Below are 15805 nucleotides of genomic sequence, written 5' to 3'. Positions count from 1 at the left end.
TGTGCGCGGCGACCAGCGTCACCCGCGCGCCGCGCTGGGCGGCGACCCGGGCGAGCGCGTAGCCCTGCCGGCCGGACGAGCGGTTGCCCAGGAAGCGGACCGGGTCCAGCGCTTCGCGCGTCCCGCCGGCCGAGACGGCGACGTGCAGGCCTTCGAGGTCGCGGGGCAGCGCGTCGGGACGGGTCAGCAGCAGCCGGGCCAGGTCGACGATCTCGGCGGGGTCGGGCAGCCTGCCCTTGCCGGTGTCCTTGCCGGTCAGCCTGCCGCTGGCGGGCTCGGCGACGACCACGCCGCGCGAGCGCAGCAGCGCCACGTTGGCCCGCGTGGCCGGGTGCTCCCACATCTCGGTGTGCATCGCCGGCACGAGCAGGACCGGGCAGCGCGCGGTCAGCAGCGTGTTGGTGAGCAGGTCGTCGGCCAGGCCGTGGGCGGCCTTCGCGATCAGGTTCGCCGTGGCGGGCGCGACGACCACCAGGTCGGCGGTCTGCCCCAGCTTCACGTGCGGCACGGCGGGCACGTCCTCGAACACGCCCGTCTGCACGGGCTGCCCGGACAGCGCCTCGAGCGTGGCCGCGCCGACGAACTTCAGGGCGCCGTCCGTCGGCACGACGCGCACGGCGTGACCGGATTCGGTGAGCCGGCGCAGCACCTCGCAGGCCTTGTACGCGGCGATGCCCCCGCCCACACCCAGGACGACCCTGGGGCGGTCGGGGGCGTCAACGCCCTCGGTCACTCGCCCTCGGTGTGCTCGAGCAGACCCGCGTGGATCTCCCGGAGCGCGATGGACAGCGGCTTCTCCCGCGGACCCGGCTCGACCAGCGGGCCGACGTACTCCAGCAGGCCCTCGCCGAGCTGGGCGTAGTAGTCGTTGATCTGCCGCGCCCGCTTGGCCGCGTAGATCACCAGCGCGTACTTCGAGCTGACCTGCTCGAGCAGGTCGTCGATCGGCGGGTTGGTGATGCCCTCCGGGGCACCCGCAAGCGGGCCCAGCTCGGTGTGCGTGGTCACTCGTCAACGCTCCTGCGGTTCAGGGGTGGGGCTTGCGCGCCCCGGGGTCCGACGGCCGTCCCGTGCCTCGCGACGCGCGACGTCACGCGTCGGGCACCGGGCCGACCACCAAGTTTAGCAAGCTCGCGGCGGCGGTCTTCACGTCGTCGTTCACGACGACCTCGTCGAACTCCGGTTCGGCCGCCAGTTCCTCCCTGGCGATCTCCAGCCGGCGGGCGACGACCGCGGGGTCCTCGGTGCCCCGGCCGGTGAGCCGGCCGACCAGGTCCTCCCACGACGGCGGGGCCAGCATGACCAGCTGGGCCTCCGGCATCGCGACCCGGACCTGGCGCGCGCCCTGCAGCTCGATCTCCAGCAGGGACGGCGTGCCGGACGCCAGGGCCCGCTCGACCGGCTCCCTGGGCGTCCCGTAGCAGTTGCCCGCGAACTCGGCGTGCTCCAGGAGCTCGCCGTCGGCGACCATCCTGCGGAACTCGGCGACGTCGACGAAGTGGTAGTGAACCCCGTCGACCTCGCCCGGCCTCGGCTTCCTGGTGGTCACCGAGACGCTGAAGTGGATCTCCGGACCCATCCGGCGCAGCTCCGCCAGCACGCTGGACTTGCCGACGCCCGATGGACCGGACAGAACGGTGAGGCGGGGCCGGGCGCGAACGCCCGACCCCACCCCGGTGCCATCACTCACTCGCCGCTGAACTCGGTGAGCAGCGCCTTGCGCTGCCGCTCACCCAGGCCGCGCAGCCGACGGCTCGGAGCGATCTCAAGGCGCTCCATGATCTGCTGCGCACGCACCTTGCCGACGCCCGGAAGGGCCTCAAGCAGCGCGGACACCTTCATCTTGCCAAGGACCTCGTCGCTCTCGGCGGCCTTCAGCACGTCCGTCAGGGTCGTGCCGCCACGCTTGAGGCGCTCCTTGAGCTCAGCCCGAGCGCGACGAGCGGCAGCAGCCTTCTCCAGCGCTGCGGCCCGCTGCTCCTCGGTAAGCTGGGGAAGGGCCACGATTTCCTCCGTGGTGTGGGAATTTCAATTCTGGATCGGTGCCGCGACCGTACCGAGCGCAATTGCCTGGGTACAACGTGGGTCCCAGTCAGGTGAATCTTTCAGCGCTGGAGTTGGTTGCGGCGGGTGGTAGTAGTACCAACACCCACCAACAGTGCCATCACCGCCACCGGTAACGCCTTGCGCACGGCCTGTGTGGTATGCGCTCGACGGGGGATGGACCCGCTGGTGGCCAGGACCGTACCAGGCAGCGTTTGCGCAGGTGAGCGGACCACGCGAAGCGTGTCGGGATTTGATCGTGATCACATCTCCAGCGACCGCCGCACCGCGTCGACCGCGGACCGCAATGATGCGGTCTCCGGACCGTGCCGCAGCACGTCCCGCGAGGACGTCGGGAGCACTCCGCGCAGGTCGGAACCGAACAGCGCGCGCAGGTCCGCGACTGTTGCGCCCTGTGCGCCGAAACCCGGCGCGAGGACCGGTCCGCGCAGGTCAGAGAGGTCGACGTCCAGCTCTCCCAGGGTCGCGCCGACCACCAGTCCGACGTCGCCCAACGGGTCCGCGCCCGCGTTCGCACGGGCCGCCTCGTCGACGATGGACTGCGCGACGGAACGGCCGTCCGCCCCCACGGCGCGCTGCACCGAGGCACCTTCCGGATTGGAAGTCAAGGCGAGCACGAATATCCCGCGACCGCTCGCCGCGGCGGCTTCCCGGGCCGGGTCGAGCGACCCGAACCCGAGGTACGGCGACACGGTGACCGCGTCGCCGGCGAGCGGCGAGCCCTCGGTGAGGTAGGCCGCGGCGTACGCGGCCATCGTCGAGCCGATGTCGCCGCGCTTGGCGTCGACCAGGACGAGCGTGCCGCTGCCCCTGAGGTCCGCGATGACCCGTTCCAGCACCGCGACGCCCCGTGAGCCGTGCGCCTCGAAGAACGCCGCCTGCGGCTTCACCACGGCCACCCGGCCGCCGAACGCCTCGACGCACGTCAGCGCGAACCGCTCCAGCCCCGCGGCGTCCTGGGAGAGCCCCCAGGACGCCAGCAGGCCGGGGTGCGGGTCGATGCCCACGCAGAGCGGTCCGTGCTCGGAGATCGCCTCGGAGAGGCGCGCGCCGAACCTCACGCGTCACCCCGCAGCGCCGCCTGGAGCGCCTGGAGGGGCCGCACGCCGATGTCGCCGCGGATGGCCGCCTCGATGCCGTGCACGGCCGCCGCCGCGCCCTGGATCGTGGTGACGCACGGGATGTCCTTGGCCACCGCCGCCGTGCGGATCTCGTAGCCGTCGATGCGCGGCCCGTTGTTGCCGTACGGCGTGTTGATGATCATGTCGACGGTGCCCGCGAGGATGGCGTCCACGATGTTGTCGGCGCCCTCGAAGTGCTTGCGCACGATCGTGCACGGGATGCCGTTGCGGCGCAGCACCTCGGCCGTGCCGGCGGTGGCCAGCACCTCGAAGCCCAGGTCGGCGAGCCGCTTGACCGGGAAGATCATGGCCCGCTTGTCCCGGTTGGCCACCGACACGAACACCCGGCCCGACGTGGGCAGGGAGCCGTAGGAGGCGGTCTGGGACTTGGCGTAGGCCATGCCGAACGACACGTCGATGCCCATGACCTCGCCGGTCGACTTCATCTCCGGGCCGAGCAGCGAGTCGACGCCCTTGCCCTCCGGCGTGCGGAACCGGTGGAACGGGAGCACGGCCTCCTTGACCGCGACCGGGGCGTGCGCGGGCAGCCTCGCGCCGTCGCCGGTCTTCGGCAGCAGCCCTTCGGACCGCAGCTGGGCCACGGTCGCGCCCAGCATGATCCGCGCGGCGGCCTTGGCCAGCGGCACCGCCGTGGCCTTGGAGACGAACGGGACGGTGCGCGAGGCGCGCGGGTTGGCCTCCAGGACGTACAGCACGTCGTCCTTCAGCGCGTACTGGACGTTGAGCAGTCCGCGCACGCCGATGCCCTCGGCGATGGCCAGCGTGGACCGCCGGACCGCCTCGATGTCGGACTCGCCCAGGGTGATGGGCGGCAGGGCGCACGCCGAGTCGCCGGAGTGCACGCCGGCCTCCTCGATGTGCTCCATCACGCCGCCGATGAACACCTCGTGGCCGTCGTAGAGGGCGTCCACGTCGATCTCGATGGCGTCGTCGAGGAACCGGTCGACCAGCACCGGGTGCTCCGGGCTGACCTCGGTGGCGCGCTGGATGTAGCCGCCCAGCGTCTCCTCGTCGTAGACGATCTCCATGCCGCGCCCGCCGAGCACGTACGACGGCCGCACCAGCACCGGGTAGCCGATCTCGTCCGCGATGGCCTTGGCCTGGGCGAACGACGTCGCCATGCCGTACTTCGGGGCGGGCAGCCCGGCGTCGGTGAGCACCTGGCCGAACGCGCCGCGGTCCTCGGCGAGGTGGATCGCGTGCGGCGGGGTGCCGACGACCGGGACGCCCGCGTCCGCGAGCCGCTGCGCCAGGCCCAGCGGGGTCTGGCCGCCGAGCTGCACGATCACGCCCGCGACCGTGCCGGAGCGCTGCTCGGAGTGGAAGACCTCCAGCACGTCCTCGAACGTCAGCGGCTCGAAGTACAGCCGGTCGGACGTGTCGTAGTCGGTGGAGACGGTCTCCGGGTTGCAGTTGACCATCACGGTCTCGTACCCGGCCGCGCGCAGCGCCATGGCCGCGTGCACGCACGAGTAGTCGAACTCGATGCCCTGGCCGATCCGGTTCGGGCCCGAGCCGAGGATCAGCACCTTCGGCTTGTCCCGCTGCTCGGTCACCTCGGTCTCGGCGTCGGGGTCCAGCTCGTAGGCCGAGTAGTGGTACGGCGTCCGGGCGGCGAACTCGGCGGCGCACGTGTCGACCGTCTTGTAGACCGGCCGCACGCCGAGGCGGTGCCGCAGGGTGCGGACGCCGTCCTCGCCGGCCAGCTCGGCGCGCAGCGCGGCGACCTGCCGGTCGGACAGGCCGGCCCGCTTCGCCTTGCGCAGCAGGCGCTCGTCGAGCACCGGCGCGTCCTCGATCTCGCGGCGCAGGTCGACCAGCCAGGCCATCTGCTCGATGAACCACGGGTCGATGTGCGACGCCTCGTGCACCTGCTCGATGGTCGCGCCGAGCCGCAGCGCGCGGTCCACCGTGTACAGGCGGCCGTCGTGCCCGGCGCGCAGGGCGTCCAGAGTGGACTCCAGCGTCTCGTCCGGGTCCGGCGTGGTCCAGAACCCGGCGGACTTCGTCTCCATGGAGCGCAGCGCCTTGCCGAGCGCCTCGATGAAGCTGCGGCCGATGGACATGGCCTCGCCCACCGATTTCATGGTGGTGGTGAGGGTGCGGTCGGCGCCGGGGAACTTCTCGAACGCGAACCGGGGCACCTTCACCACGACGTAGTCGAGGGTGGGCTCGAAACTGGCCGGCGTTTCGCCCGTGATGTCGTTGCGGATCTCGTCCAGCGTGTAGCCGATGGCGAGTTTCGCGGCGATCTTGGCGATCGGGAAACCGGTCGCTTTCGACGCCAGCGCGGAGGAGCGGGACACCCGCGGGTTCATTTCGATGACGACCATGCGGCCGTTCTCCGGGTGGATGGCGAACTGGATGTTGCAGCCGCCGGTGTCCACGCCGACCTCGCGGATGACCGCGATGCCGACGTCGCGCATGTGCTGGTACTCGCGGTCGGTGAGGGTCATCGCCGGGGCCACGGTCACCGAGTCGCCGGTGTGCACACCCATCGGGTCGATGTTCTCGATGGAGCAGACGACGACCACGTTGTCGTTGCGGTCGCGCATCAGCTCCAGCTCGTACTCCTTCCAGCCGAGCACGCTCTCCTCGATCAGCACCTCGGTGACCGGGGACTCGGCGAGGCCGGACGCGGCCAGCAGCTCCAGCTCCTCCGGGGTGTGCGCCATGCCCGAGCCGAGGCCGCCCATGGTGAAGGAGGGGCGGATGACGACCGGCAGGCCCAGCTCGGCCACGGTCGCGCGGACGTCGTCCATGGTCTTGCAGACGGCGCTGCGCGGGACGTCCGCGCCGATCTTGCGGACCAGGTCCTTGAAGATCTGCCGGTCCTCGCCGCGCTGGATGGCGTCGATGTCCGCGCCGATGAGCTCGACGTCGTACTTCTCCAGCACCCCGCGCTCGTGCAGCGCGATGGCGGTGTTCAGGGCGGTCTGGCCGCCCAGCGTGGCCAGGATGGCGTCCGGCCGCTCGGCCGCGATCACCTTCTCCACGAACTCCGGGGTGATCGGCTCGACGTAGGTGGCGTCGGCGAACTCCGGGTCCGTCATGATCGTCGCCGGGTTGGAGTTGACGAGGGAGACCCGCAGGCCCTCCTCGCGCAGCACCCGGCACGCCTGGGTGCCGGAGTAGTCGAACTCGCAGGCCTGGCCGATGACGATCGGGCCGGAGCCGATGACCAGTACGTGCTTGAGATCAGTCCTCTTCGGCATGGTCAGCGACCCTCGCTCATCATCGTCACGAACTCGTCGAACAGGGGGGCGGCGTCGTGCGGGCCGGCCGCCGCCTCCGGGTGGTACTGCACGCTGAACGCGGGCACGTCGAGCGCCCGCACGCCCTCGACGGTGCCGTCGTTGGGGCAGTAGTGGCTGAGCAGGACGCGGCCGAAGTCGGAGGTGAACTCCTCCCCCGGCTCGCCCTCCAGCGCGAAGCCGTGGTTCTGCGACGTGATGGCCACCTTGCCGGTCGCCACGTCGATGACCGGGATGTTGATGCCCCGGTGGCCGTAGCGCATCTTGTAGGTGTCGCGGCCCAGCGCCCGGCCCAGGATCTGGTTGCCGAAGCAGATGCCGAACAGCGGGACGCGCCGGTCCAGCACGCCGCGGGTCAGCTCGACCGCGTGCGCCTGGGTGGCCGGGTCGCCGGGGCCGTTGGAGAGGAACACGCCGTCGGGCTTGAGGGCGACCAGGTCGTCGACCGTGGAGGTCAGCGGCAGGACGTGCACCTCGATGCCGCGGGCGGCCATCATCCGCGGGGTGTTGGACTTGATGCCCAGGTCCAGCGCGGCGACGGTGAACCGGCGCTCGCCGACGGCCTCGACCACGTACGGCTCGGGCGTGGTCACGTCGCCCGCGAGGTCCGCGCCCTTCATGCCGGGCGCGCTGCGGACGCGTTCCAGCATCTCCTCGGCGCTGCCGAGGTCGTCGCCGGAGAACACGCCCGCGCGCATCGCGCCCTGCTCGCGCAGGTGGCGGGTCAGCATCCGGGTGTCGATGCCCGAGATGCCGACGATGCCCTGGCTGACCAGGGCCTCGTCCAGGCTGCGCGTGGACCGCCAGTTGGACGGCACCCGCGCGGGGTCGCGCACCACGTAGCCGGCGACCCAGATGCGGCTCGACTCGTCGTCCTCGTCGTTCCAGCCGGTGTTGCCGATCTGCGGCGCGGTCTGCACCACGATCTGGCGGTGGTACGACGGGTCGGTCAGGGTCTCCTGATAGCCGGTCATGCCGGTGGAGAACACGACCTCGCCCAGGCTCGCGCCGACCGCGCCGTAGGACTCGCCGCGGAAGACGCGGCCGTCTTCCAGGACCAGTGCCGCGTTGGTCTTGACCGAGTTGTTCATGCCGGGCCTCCCAGCGCTCGCACCCACTGCTCGTACACGTCCTTGTCGTCGCCCCGGAAACCGGTGTCGAACACCTGCTCCCCGAGCCTCCAGCGCACGACCAGCAGGCCGTCCGCCGTCATCACCTTCCCCGCGAGGCCGCGCGCCGTGCGGGCGCCCGTCACCTGCCCGGCGGGGATCCACAACGCGCTCGCGCCGGTGCGCTCCACCAGCACGCCGCTCTCGGTCAGCCGCAGCGTCGCCTCGGCGCGGTGGCCGACGTCGCCGACCGCGACGCGGTCCTGCCAGTCGTCGCCGATCGTCGTGCCGACGTACACGCCGGTGGTCTCCAGCATCGTCGCGCCGGTCTCGACGGGCGGCTGCGGGAACTCGGGCAGCACCTCGGCCTGGCGGCGGGCGCGGCGCCGCCAGCCGCGCCACATGCCGTACAGGCACAGCAGGAAGATCGCCAGCACGGCCAGGGACAGCAGCAAGCGGGTCATGACGGGATCCTTCCGCCGACCGCGGTCACGCGCCCGCGCAGCAGGGTCGCGACCACGGCGCCGGGCAGCTCCATGCCCTCGAACGGCGTGTTGGCCGCGATGCTCGCGAAGTCCGCGCCGCGCACCACCCACGTGGCGTCCGGGTCGACCAGGGTGAGGTTGGCGGGCTCGCCGACCTCGATCGGCCGCCCGTGGTCGGGCAGGCCCGCGATCTCGGCGGGCCGCTCGCTCATCACCCGCGCCACGCCCCGCCAGTCCAGCAGGCCGGTCCGGACCATGGTCTCCACCACGATCGACAGCGCGGTCTGCAGGCCGAGCATGCCGGGGCGGGCGGCGGACCACTCGCAGTCCTTGTCCTGCACGGCGTGCGGCGCGTGGTCGGTGGCCACGCAGTCGATGACGCCCTCGGCCAGCGCCTCGCGCAGCACCTTGACGTCGGCCGCCGTGCGCAGCGGCGGGTTGACCTTGTTGACCGGGTCGTAGGTCTCCAGCCGGTCGTCGGTCAGCAGCAGGTGGTGCGGCGTGACCTCGGCGGACACCTCCGTGCCGCGGGCCTTCGCCCACCGCAGCACGTCCGCGGTGCCGGTGGTGGAGACGTGGCAGACGTGCAGCCGGGCGCCCGCGTGCAGCGCCAGCAGGCAGTCCCGCGCCACGATCGACTCCTCGGCGGCGGCGGGCCAGCCCTGCAGCCCCAGCCGGGACGCCTGCTCGCCCTCGTGCGCCTGCGCGCCGACGGTCAGCCGGGGCTCCTCGGCGTGCTGCGCGATGACCACGTCCAGCGCCTTGCTGTACTCCAGCGCGCGCCGCATGATCAGCGGGTCGTGCACGCAGTGGCCGTCGTCGGAGAACACCCGCACGCCGGCCCTGGCCATCGTGCCCAGCTCGGCGAGCTTCACGCCCTCCAGGCCCACGGTGACCGCGCCGACCGGGTGCACGTCGACCAGGCCGACCTCGCGGCCGCGCCGGGCGACGTGCCCGACGATCACCTCGTTGTCGGCGACCGGGTTGGTGTTGGCCATGGCGAAGACCGCCGTGTAGCCGCCCAGCGCGGCGGCGGCCGAGCCGGTGGCGATGGTCTCGGTGTCCTCGCGGCCGGGTTCGCGCAGGTGGGTGTGCAGGTCGACGAAGCCGGGCAGCAGGACCGCGCCGTCGCCTTCGACGACGTCCGCGCCTTCTTCGTCCACGGACCCGATCGCGGCGATCACGCCGTCGCGGACCAGCACATCGGTCGGTTCGCCCTCGCCGTACGGCCTTACGCCCTTGAGGATCAAGGGTTTCACGCGGTTTCCTCCTCGTGGGCAAGCAGGTGGTAGAGGACGGCCATGCGCACGTGCACGCCGTTGCGCACCTGGTCGGTGATGGCGGCGCGCGGCGAGTCGGCGACCGCCGAGGCGATCTCCATGCCGCGCAGCATCGGACCGGGGTGCAGCACGACCGCGTGCTCCGGCAGGAGCCTCAGCCGGTTCTCGTTCAGGCCGTAGGCGATGGAGTACTCGCGGGCCGACGGGAAGAACCCGCCGTGCATGCGCTCGGCCTGCACCCTGAGCAGCATCACCGCGTCGAGGCTGGGCAGCTCGGCGTCCAGCTCGTGCGAGACGGTGACCGGCCAGTTCGCCACGCCCGTGGGCAGCAGGGTCGGCGGTGCGACGAGCGTCACGTCCGCGCCCAGGGCGGTGAGCAGGTGCACGTTCGACCGGGCGACCCGGCTGTGCAGCACGTCGCCGACGATCGCGATCCGGCGGTCCCGCAGGTCGCCGAGGCGTTCCCGCAGGGTGGCCGCGTCCAGCAGGGCCTGGGTGGGGTGCTCGTGCATGCCGTCGCCCGCGTTGACGACCGACGTGCCGGCCTCCTTCAGCCAGCCCGCCAGCCGGTGCGCCGCGCCGGACGCCGGGTGCCGCACGATGACGCAGTCCGCGCCCGCCGCGGCCAGGGTCAGCGCGGTGTCGCGCAGCGACTCGCCCTTGCTCACGCTGGAGCCGGAGGACGAGACGTTCACCACGTCCGCGCTCATCCACTTGCCCGCGATCTCGAAGCTCACGCGGGTGCGGGTGGAGTTCTCGTAGAACATCGTGATGACCGTGCGGCCGCGCAACGTGGGGAGTTTGCGCACCTCACGGCCTTCGAGGGACTGCTTGAGGTTCGCCGCGGTGTCGAGGATGGCGGTCGCCTGCGCCGGGTCGATGCCCTCGGTGGTGAGCAGGTGCTTCACCGCAGCACCACCCCGTCGCGCTGGTCGAACTCCTCCAGCAGCACGTGGACCTCCTCGGTGCGCGCCGTGGGCACGTTCTTGCCCACGTAGTCCGCGCGGATCGGCAGCTCGCGGTGACCGCGGTCGACCAGGACGGCGAGCTGCACGGCACGCGGGCGGCCGTGGTCGCGCAGGGCGTCGAGCGCGGCGCGGATCGTGCGGCCGGAGAACAGCACGTCGTCCACCAGGACCACGAGCTTGTCGTCGATGCCGCCCTCGGGCAGCTTCGTCGCCTCCAGCGGGCGGGTCGGGCCCCGGCGCAGGTCGTCCCGGTAGAGGGTGACGTCCAGCGTGCCGGTCGGCACCTCGACCCCGGAGAACTCGGCGATGCGGACGGCGAGCCGCCGGGCCAGCGGGGCGCCCCGGCTCGGAATCCCCATCAGGACTACCGCGGGTGCGCTCGGTGCATCAAGAGCGGTCTTCTCGATGATCTGATGGGCCATTCGGGCGACGGTGCGCGCGACGTCGCCGGCCGACAGGAGCTCTCGCTCCCCGGCCGGGTCCGTCGCGCCACGTTGACGTGGCGCCACGGTTGGACCTCCTTCCCCGCCTCGCTGGACGGGTCCTTAAAGGACGTCGGACACCCGGCTGCGACCGGGCTGACCAGGACCGTATCAGGCGCGGGCGGTCAATCTTCCGGGTGGTGTACGTGGTCTCGCCCACCTGTCCCATCGAGATCAGCTTGACCTGGTGACCACGGAGAGCAATCATTACTCTGCGTATTGATCTAAGCCTCCCCGCGGCAGTCCCCTACCGGCTGACGGGGCGAATGAACGGAGAACCGCCACATGGGCGACTACGCCAAGGCGCTGGGGGCAAAGCTCCGCGCGATCCGCCAGCAGCAGGGCTTGTCTTTGCACGGCGTCGAGCAGAAGTCCGGCGGTCGCTGGAAGGCCGTGGTCGTCGGCTCGTACGAGCGCGGCGACCGCGCCGTCACCGTGCAGAAGCTCGCCGAGCTGGCCGACTTCTACGGCGTCCCGGTGGCCGAGCTGCTGCCCGAGGGCCGGGTGCCGTCCGGGGCGGAGCCCGCCACCAAGATCGTCATCAACCTGGAGCGGCTGCAACAGCTGCCCGCGGAGAAGGTCGGGCCGCTGGCCCGGTACGCGGCCACCATCCAGAGCCAGCGCGGCGACTACAACGGCAAGGTGCTGTCCATCCGGACCGAGGACCTGCGCTCGCTGGCGATCATCTACGACATGACCCCCGGCGAGCTGACCGAGCAGCTCATCGACTGGGGCGTGCTGCCCCCCGAGGCCCGTCCGGCCAAGGAGGACTGACCACGTGACAGGGCCACCCGCCGGTTCGGACGGGTGGCCCTCTCGGTCTTCGGCGTGCGGGGCTAGAGGACGGCCCGGAGCTGGTCCGCGATGACCGCGATCCGGCCGAGCACGCCGTTGACGAACCGCGGCGAGTCGTCCGTGGACAGGCCCTTGGCCAGCTCCACCGCCTCGTCGATCGCGACCGCGTCGGGCACGTCGGCCGCCCACAGCAGCTCGTACAGCCCGACCCGCAGCACCGCGCGGTCCACCGCCGGCATCCGCTGGAGGGTCCAGCCCTCCGCGTGCTCGGAGATCAGGTCGTCGATGCGCGCGCGGTGCGCCGTGACGCCTTCCACGAGGGCGATCGTGTAGTCGTTCACCGGCGGCACGTCCGTCGACCCGACGCGGTCCGCGAGCAGCGTGACCGGGTCGACGCCCCGCAGGTCCGCCTCGTAGAGGACGTCGACCGCGCGTTTGCGCGCCTTGCTCCGTGCGCCCATCTCAGCCGTTCACTCGGCCGAGGTAACGGCCGTCGCGGGTGTCGACCTTGATCTTCTCGCCGGTCGTGACGAACAGCGGGACCTGGATCTCCGCGCCGGTCTCCAGCGTGGCGGGCTTGGTGCCGCCGGTGGAGCGGTCGCCCTGCAGGCCGGGGTCGGTGTGCTGGATCACGAGCTCGACCGAGGTCGGGAGCTCGACGTACAGCGCGACGCCCTCGTGCATGGCGACGACCGTCTCCTGGTTCTCCAGCATGTAGTTCGCCGCGTCGCCGACCGTCTCGGCCGGGATGCTGATCTGGTCGTACGTGTCGCCGTCCATGAAGACGAAGTCGGCGCCGTCCTTGTACAGGTAGGTCATGCCGCGCTTGTCGACGGTGGCCGTCTCGACCTTGGTGCCCGCGTTGAAGGTCTTGTCCACGACCTTGCCCGACAGGACGTGCTTCAACGTGGTGCGCACGAAGGCGCCACCCTTGCCCGGCTTGACGTGCTGGAACGCGGTGACGGTCCACAGCTGGCCGTCGAGGTTCAGCACCAGGCCGTTCTTCAGGTCGTTGGTGGTGGCCACGGTGGTGGGCTCTCCTGTTGCGTGAGTTGAGGACGACGTCGGCGGGCCGACGATCCGACTTCGGGCTTCGAACTTCAGACGACCACGAGCTCTTTCGTGGTCAGGGTGAGGAGCTCCGGGGCGCCTTCGCGCACCACGAGCGTGTCCTCGATGCGGACACCACCCCTCCCGGCCAGGTACACACCGGGCTCGACGGTGACCGCCATGCCGGGCAGAAGTGTACCGTCACCCGCCTTCGACAGCGCTGGAGCCTCGTGGATCTGCAAGCCGACGCCGTGGCCGAGGCCGTGCAGGAACTGGTCGCCGTAGCCGGCCTCGTCGATCACGCCGCGCGCCGCCGCGTCCACGTCCGACACGCGCGTGCCGACCTCCAGCGCGGCCCGGCCGGCCGCCTGCGACGTCGCGACCAGGTGGTACAGGTCGCGCTGCCAGTCCGCGGCCCGGCCGACGACGAGGGTGCGGGTCATGTCCGAGTGGTAGCCGTCGACCAGCGCTCCGAAGTCGAGCTTGACGAGGTCGCCGTCGCGGACCGCGGCGTCGGTGGGCCGGTGGTGCGGCACGGCCGAGTGCGCGCCGGCCGCCACGATCGACTCGAACGCGGGGCCCGACGCGCCGTGGTCGAGCATCCGGCTCTCCAGCTCGCGGGCGATGTCCTTCTCGGTGCGGCCGGGCCGCAGCCCGCCGTGCTCGACCAGGCCCGCCAGCGCCCGGTCGGCCGCCGCGCACGCCATCCGCAGCGCCTCCACCTCGGCGTCGTCCTTGACCAGCCGCAGCCGTTCGACCAGGCCGGAGGCGCGCGCCAGCTCCACGCCGTCGGCGGCGTCCACGAGGGTGTCCAGGCCGTCCACGGTGACGTGGTGGCTCTCGTACCCGAGCCGCCGCGTGCCCGCCTTCGCCGCCCGGCCGGCCAGGGCCGCGTCGCACGGCCGGTCGATGACCCGTTCCAGGTCCGGGACCTGGGCGGCGGCCTGGGTGAGGTACCGGCCGTCGGTGCAGAAGACGGAGGCGTCGTCGGAGTCGGCGTGCACGAGCAGCGCCGCGTTCGACCCGGTGAACCCGGTCAGGTAGCGGACGTTCAGCAGGTTCGTCACCAGCAGCGCGTCCAGCTCCCGGTCCCGGAGCGTGGCGCGCAGGGCGGCGCGGCGAGTGGAGTGCGGCATGCCTCCGAGCCTAGGACCGATGGGGCCACTCCACCGTGCCACTCGATCGGGTGAACCCTGCCGACTGGTCGTGACGGAGCGAGTCGGCGAGTCGGCGAGGAGGGGACGCTCCGGGCGCTAGGACGCGTAGTCGGTCGCGCTTAGGGTGGGGCGCATGCGCACGTGGCTGGTCCGAGGGTTCTGGATGGGGTTGTTCCACGGCGGGGTGCAGACCGGCACCTCGGCGGTCAGCGTGCACAGCCCCGAGGCCGCGTCGTCCACCCGGTACATCGCGATCGCGCTGGTCGTCGTGATCGGGCTGCTGTGGGGCGCGCTGGACGCGTGGCGGCAGCTCGACGGGCGCGGCATGGTGTGGTTCCGCGCCGGGTTGGTGGCCGGGCCGCTCGCCGGGATCGCCGGCGTGGTGGGGCGGTCGCTCGTCGACCAGACCGGGGTGGAGGCGCTCGGACCGGCGCTGACCGGCGGCGCCGCGTTCACCGCGCTCCTGGTCATGGCGACGGCGGCGGTCGGGATGGGCATCGGCAACGCCCTGCCGCAGCCGGACGGCGCAAGTCAGCCGAACGGCTCCCGCTAGCAGCTCCGGGCCGGCTGCGGCCGGTCAGCGGCGGCGGGTCAGCGGCACGCGGACGGTTGGAGGCGCGCGGGTCAGCGGCGCAGGTCGCCCGTCTTCGCGTACGACTCCCAGACCTGCTTCGACACCTCGGTCACCGTCGACGAGTTCAGCGCGGCGATCTCGGCGGCGGTCGTCGCGTCGCCCAGGACCCACAGCTCGTCCTCGCCCAGCACCAGCCCGATCCGCCCGTCCGGGCCGCGCACCGCGTCCACGCCCGCCGGGATCTCGGCGACCACCTGCATGGCGTCCACCGCCGCCGGGCGCCGGTCCAGCACCCGCACCGCGAGCCGGTCGCTCACCGACCGCCGCTCGACGCGCACCACCTTGCCGTCCAGCACGAGGTCCGTGGTGTTCGCGGGCGACGGCACGGCGAACCCGTGCAGCACGCCGGTCGACTCCTCGGTCGCGCAGCCCGGCACGCCCGCCAGGTCCAGCCCGAAGTGGGCGAGGTCGGTCGGCGCGGCGGCCGGGCCCTCCACGGTCGCGCGCACCACGTCCACCGCGACCCGGCCGCACGGGTCCTCGGCCGACACCGGCGCGTGCCCGAGCGGCGTGCGGACCAGGCCGGGGCCCTCGCGCCACGGACCGGGGATGTGCACCTGCGGGTGCGGGTTGGCGGTGAAGTCCTTGTCCCAGAACGTCAGGGTGGTGCCGTGGTCGGTCGAGTGCGCGATGACGAACGCCCGCAGCGCGGCGACGTACATCCAGTCGGCGCTGAACGCGTTGGCGACCGAACGGGTGCGCGGCGCGCGCGTGCTGCTGACCGGCTCGAACCCGTTCACGCCGAGCGCCTGCACGCCGGTGGCGAACCGGTGGTCCTTGGAGCGCAGCACGAACTGGCCGGCTCCGTTCCAGTCGGCCACGGAGCCGGTGGTGTCGGTGAACATCAGGTAGAACCAGCCGTCCAGCCACAGCGCCGACTGCTGGCCCGCGCCGTAGGCGTTGTCGCGGGGCTGGTCGTTCGACGGGGCGACGATCGCGGCGCCGGCGCGCGTCCACGAGATGCCGTCGGGGCTGGTGGCGACGCCGATGGCGCTGCCGTTGGCGTGGTTGTCGCGCTCGGCGCCCGTGTAGTACATGTAGTAGGTCGGCCCGACCTTGATCACAGACGGGTCGCAGGTGTGGATGGCGTCGAAGCCCGCCGTGCTGCCGGACAGCACCGGGATGGACGGGCTGCCGCCGGGCGCGGTGAACGGGCCGTCGGGTGACGCGCTCTCGGCGTAGAGGACGTCGTCGCCGCCGGGCGCGGCCGCGCCGAGCTGGCTGCACCACCACATGCGGTGCCTGCCGTCTTCGAGGATGAGGCTCGGGGCGTAGTTGTACGGCGCGTCCCCGCCGCCCTGGGCGACGACGCCGCCGCTCTGCCTGCCGCGGTCGGTGGCGAGGGTCACCGGGCCCGGCGGCGGCGCGGGGGTCTCGCCGGCGCC

The 15805-nt window shown here is 72.2% G+C and carries 17 protein-coding genes; 2 read left to right on the top strand and 15 right to left on the bottom strand.

Annotated features, from left to right (window positions below; genetic code table 11):
- From coaBC to pyrR, 11 genes are all read right to left on the bottom strand, one after another.
- The coding region (gene coaBC / locus ACFQ3T_RS26015; RefSeq protein WP_380726824.1) for a bifunctional phosphopantothenoylcysteine decarboxylase/phosphopantothenate--cysteine ligase CoaBC at positions 1–733 on the bottom strand (733 nt) is incomplete at its 3' end.
- Entirely contained in the window at positions 730–1008 is a 279-nt protein-coding gene (rpoZ, locus tag ACFQ3T_RS26010; RefSeq protein WP_380726822.1) for a DNA-directed RNA polymerase subunit omega, read from the bottom strand. The genes rpoZ and coaBC, both read right to left, overlap by 4 nt.
- Positions 1009–1090: 82 nt before the next feature.
- A complete protein-coding gene (gmk, locus tag ACFQ3T_RS26005; RefSeq protein WP_380726820.1) occupies positions 1091–1690 on the bottom strand; it encodes a guanylate kinase in 600 nt (199 codons plus the stop codon).
- Positions 1687–2004, bottom strand: a complete 318-nt coding sequence (gene mihF, locus ACFQ3T_RS26000) for an integration host factor, actinobacterial type (protein WP_033427832.1) — start codon at positions 2002–2004, stop codon at positions 1687–1689. Before mihF ends, gmk begins: the two co-directional genes overlap by 4 nt.
- Before the next feature lie 302 nt (positions 2005–2306).
- Positions 2307–3125 carry an orotidine-5'-phosphate decarboxylase gene (gene pyrF / locus ACFQ3T_RS25995; protein ID WP_380726818.1) on the bottom strand — a complete coding sequence of 273 codons (819 nt, stop codon included), beginning with the start codon at positions 3123–3125 and terminating at the stop codon, positions 2307–2309.
- Positions 3122–6421 carry a carbamoyl-phosphate synthase large subunit gene (gene carB / locus ACFQ3T_RS25990; RefSeq protein ID WP_380726816.1) on the bottom strand — a complete coding sequence of 1100 codons (3300 nt, stop codon included), beginning with the start codon at positions 6419–6421 and terminating at the stop codon, positions 3122–3124. Before carB ends, pyrF begins: the two co-directional genes overlap by 4 nt.
- Before the next feature lie 2 nt (positions 6422–6423).
- Positions 6424–7551, bottom strand: a complete 1128-nt coding sequence (gene carA, locus ACFQ3T_RS25985) for a glutamine-hydrolyzing carbamoyl-phosphate synthase small subunit (protein ID WP_380726814.1) — start codon at positions 7549–7551, stop codon at positions 6424–6426.
- Positions 7548–8033, bottom strand: coding sequence for a PH-like domain-containing protein (locus tag ACFQ3T_RS25980; RefSeq protein ID WP_380726812.1), 486 nt, complete (start codon positions 8031–8033; stop codon positions 7548–7550). The genes carA and ACFQ3T_RS25980 overlap by 4 nt, the downstream gene beginning before the upstream one ends.
- The gene (locus ACFQ3T_RS25975) at positions 8030–9313 is read right to left on the bottom strand and encodes a dihydroorotase (protein ID WP_380726810.1); all 1284 of its coding nucleotides are present in this window, start codon (positions 9311–9313) and stop codon (positions 8030–8032) included. The genes ACFQ3T_RS25980 and ACFQ3T_RS25975 overlap by 4 nt, the downstream gene beginning before the upstream one ends.
- A complete protein-coding gene (locus ACFQ3T_RS25970) occupies positions 9310–10242 on the bottom strand; it encodes an aspartate carbamoyltransferase catalytic subunit (RefSeq protein WP_380726808.1) in 933 nt (310 codons plus the stop codon). The genes ACFQ3T_RS25975 and ACFQ3T_RS25970 overlap by 4 nt, the downstream gene beginning before the upstream one ends.
- Positions 10239–10811, bottom strand: a complete 573-nt coding sequence (gene pyrR, locus ACFQ3T_RS25965; protein WP_141982399.1) for a bifunctional pyr operon transcriptional regulator/uracil phosphoribosyltransferase PyrR — start codon at positions 10809–10811, stop codon at positions 10239–10241. Before pyrR ends, ACFQ3T_RS25970 begins: the two co-directional genes overlap by 4 nt.
- A 258-nt stretch (positions 10812–11069) precedes the next feature.
- Here pyrR and bldD point away from each other — a divergent pair, with 258 nt between their 5' ends.
- A complete protein-coding gene (gene bldD, locus ACFQ3T_RS25960; protein ID WP_015103676.1) occupies positions 11070–11558 on the top strand; it encodes a transcriptional regulator BldD in 489 nt (162 codons plus the stop codon).
- A gap of 62 nt (positions 11559–11620) precedes the next feature.
- On the opposite strand, the gene nusB is transcribed toward bldD, so the two are convergent.
- The 3 genes from nusB to ACFQ3T_RS25945 form a co-directional block, all read right to left on the bottom strand.
- Positions 11621–12040: a transcription antitermination factor NusB gene (gene nusB / locus ACFQ3T_RS25955; RefSeq protein WP_380726806.1), complete on the bottom strand. Its 420-nt coding sequence runs from the start codon at positions 12038–12040 to the stop codon at positions 11621–11623.
- Between the two features lies 1 nt (position 12041).
- Positions 12042–12605 (bottom strand): elongation factor P, encoded by a 564-nt coding sequence (gene efp, locus ACFQ3T_RS25950; protein ID WP_380726804.1) that lies wholly within the window; start codon positions 12603–12605, stop codon positions 12042–12044.
- Positions 12606–12679: 74 nt separating this feature from the next.
- Positions 12680–13765, bottom strand: coding sequence for a M24 family metallopeptidase (locus tag ACFQ3T_RS25945; protein ID WP_380726802.1), 1086 nt, complete (start codon positions 13763–13765; stop codon positions 12680–12682).
- Between the two features lie 154 nt (positions 13766–13919).
- Here ACFQ3T_RS25945 and ACFQ3T_RS25940 point away from each other — a divergent pair, with 154 nt between their 5' ends.
- Positions 13920–14339, top strand: a complete 420-nt coding sequence (locus tag ACFQ3T_RS25940) for a B-4DMT family transporter (protein ID WP_380726800.1) — start codon at positions 13920–13922, stop codon at positions 14337–14339.
- Between the two features lie 71 nt (positions 14340–14410).
- On the opposite strand, the gene ACFQ3T_RS25935 is transcribed toward ACFQ3T_RS25940, so the two are convergent.
- Positions 14411–15805: glycoside hydrolase family protein (locus ACFQ3T_RS25935; protein ID WP_380726798.1), on the bottom strand; the 1395-nt coding region annotated here is incomplete at its 5' end.

It is taken from the genome of Saccharothrix hoggarensis (assembly GCF_042678885.1).
Classification (GTDB): Bacteria; Actinomycetota; Actinomycetes; order Mycobacteriales; family Pseudonocardiaceae; genus Actinosynnema; species Actinosynnema hoggarensis.
The sequence above is the reverse complement of the archived record's forward strand: the minus strand, read 5'-3'. Positions and strand labels throughout refer to the sequence as shown.

Excerpts from the sequence above, each read along its gene's own strand:
- carB (WP_380726816.1), bottom strand. The coding sequence starts at position 6,421 with ATGCCGAAGAGGACTGATCTCAAGCACGTACTGGTCATCGGCTCCGGC.
- carA (WP_380726814.1), bottom strand. The coding sequence starts at position 7,551 with ATGAACAACTCGGTCAAGACCAACGCGGCACTGGTCCTGGAAGACGGC.
- ACFQ3T_RS25980 (WP_380726812.1), bottom strand. The coding sequence starts at position 8,033 with ATGACCCGCTTGCTGCTGTCCCTGGCCGTGCTGGCGATCTTCCTGCTG.
- bldD (WP_015103676.1), top strand. The coding sequence starts at position 11,070 with ATGGGCGACTACGCCAAGGCGCTGGGGGCAAAGCTCCGCGCGATCCGC.
- nusB (WP_380726806.1), bottom strand. The coding sequence starts at position 12,040 with ATGGGCGCACGGAGCAAGGCGCGCAAACGCGCGGTCGACGTCCTCTAC.
- ACFQ3T_RS25945 (WP_380726802.1), bottom strand. The coding sequence starts at position 13,765 with ATGCCGCACTCCACTCGCCGCGCCGCCCTGCGCGCCACGCTCCGGGAC.
- ACFQ3T_RS25940 (WP_380726800.1), top strand. The coding sequence starts at position 13,920 with ATGCGCACGTGGCTGGTCCGAGGGTTCTGGATGGGGTTGTTCCACGGC.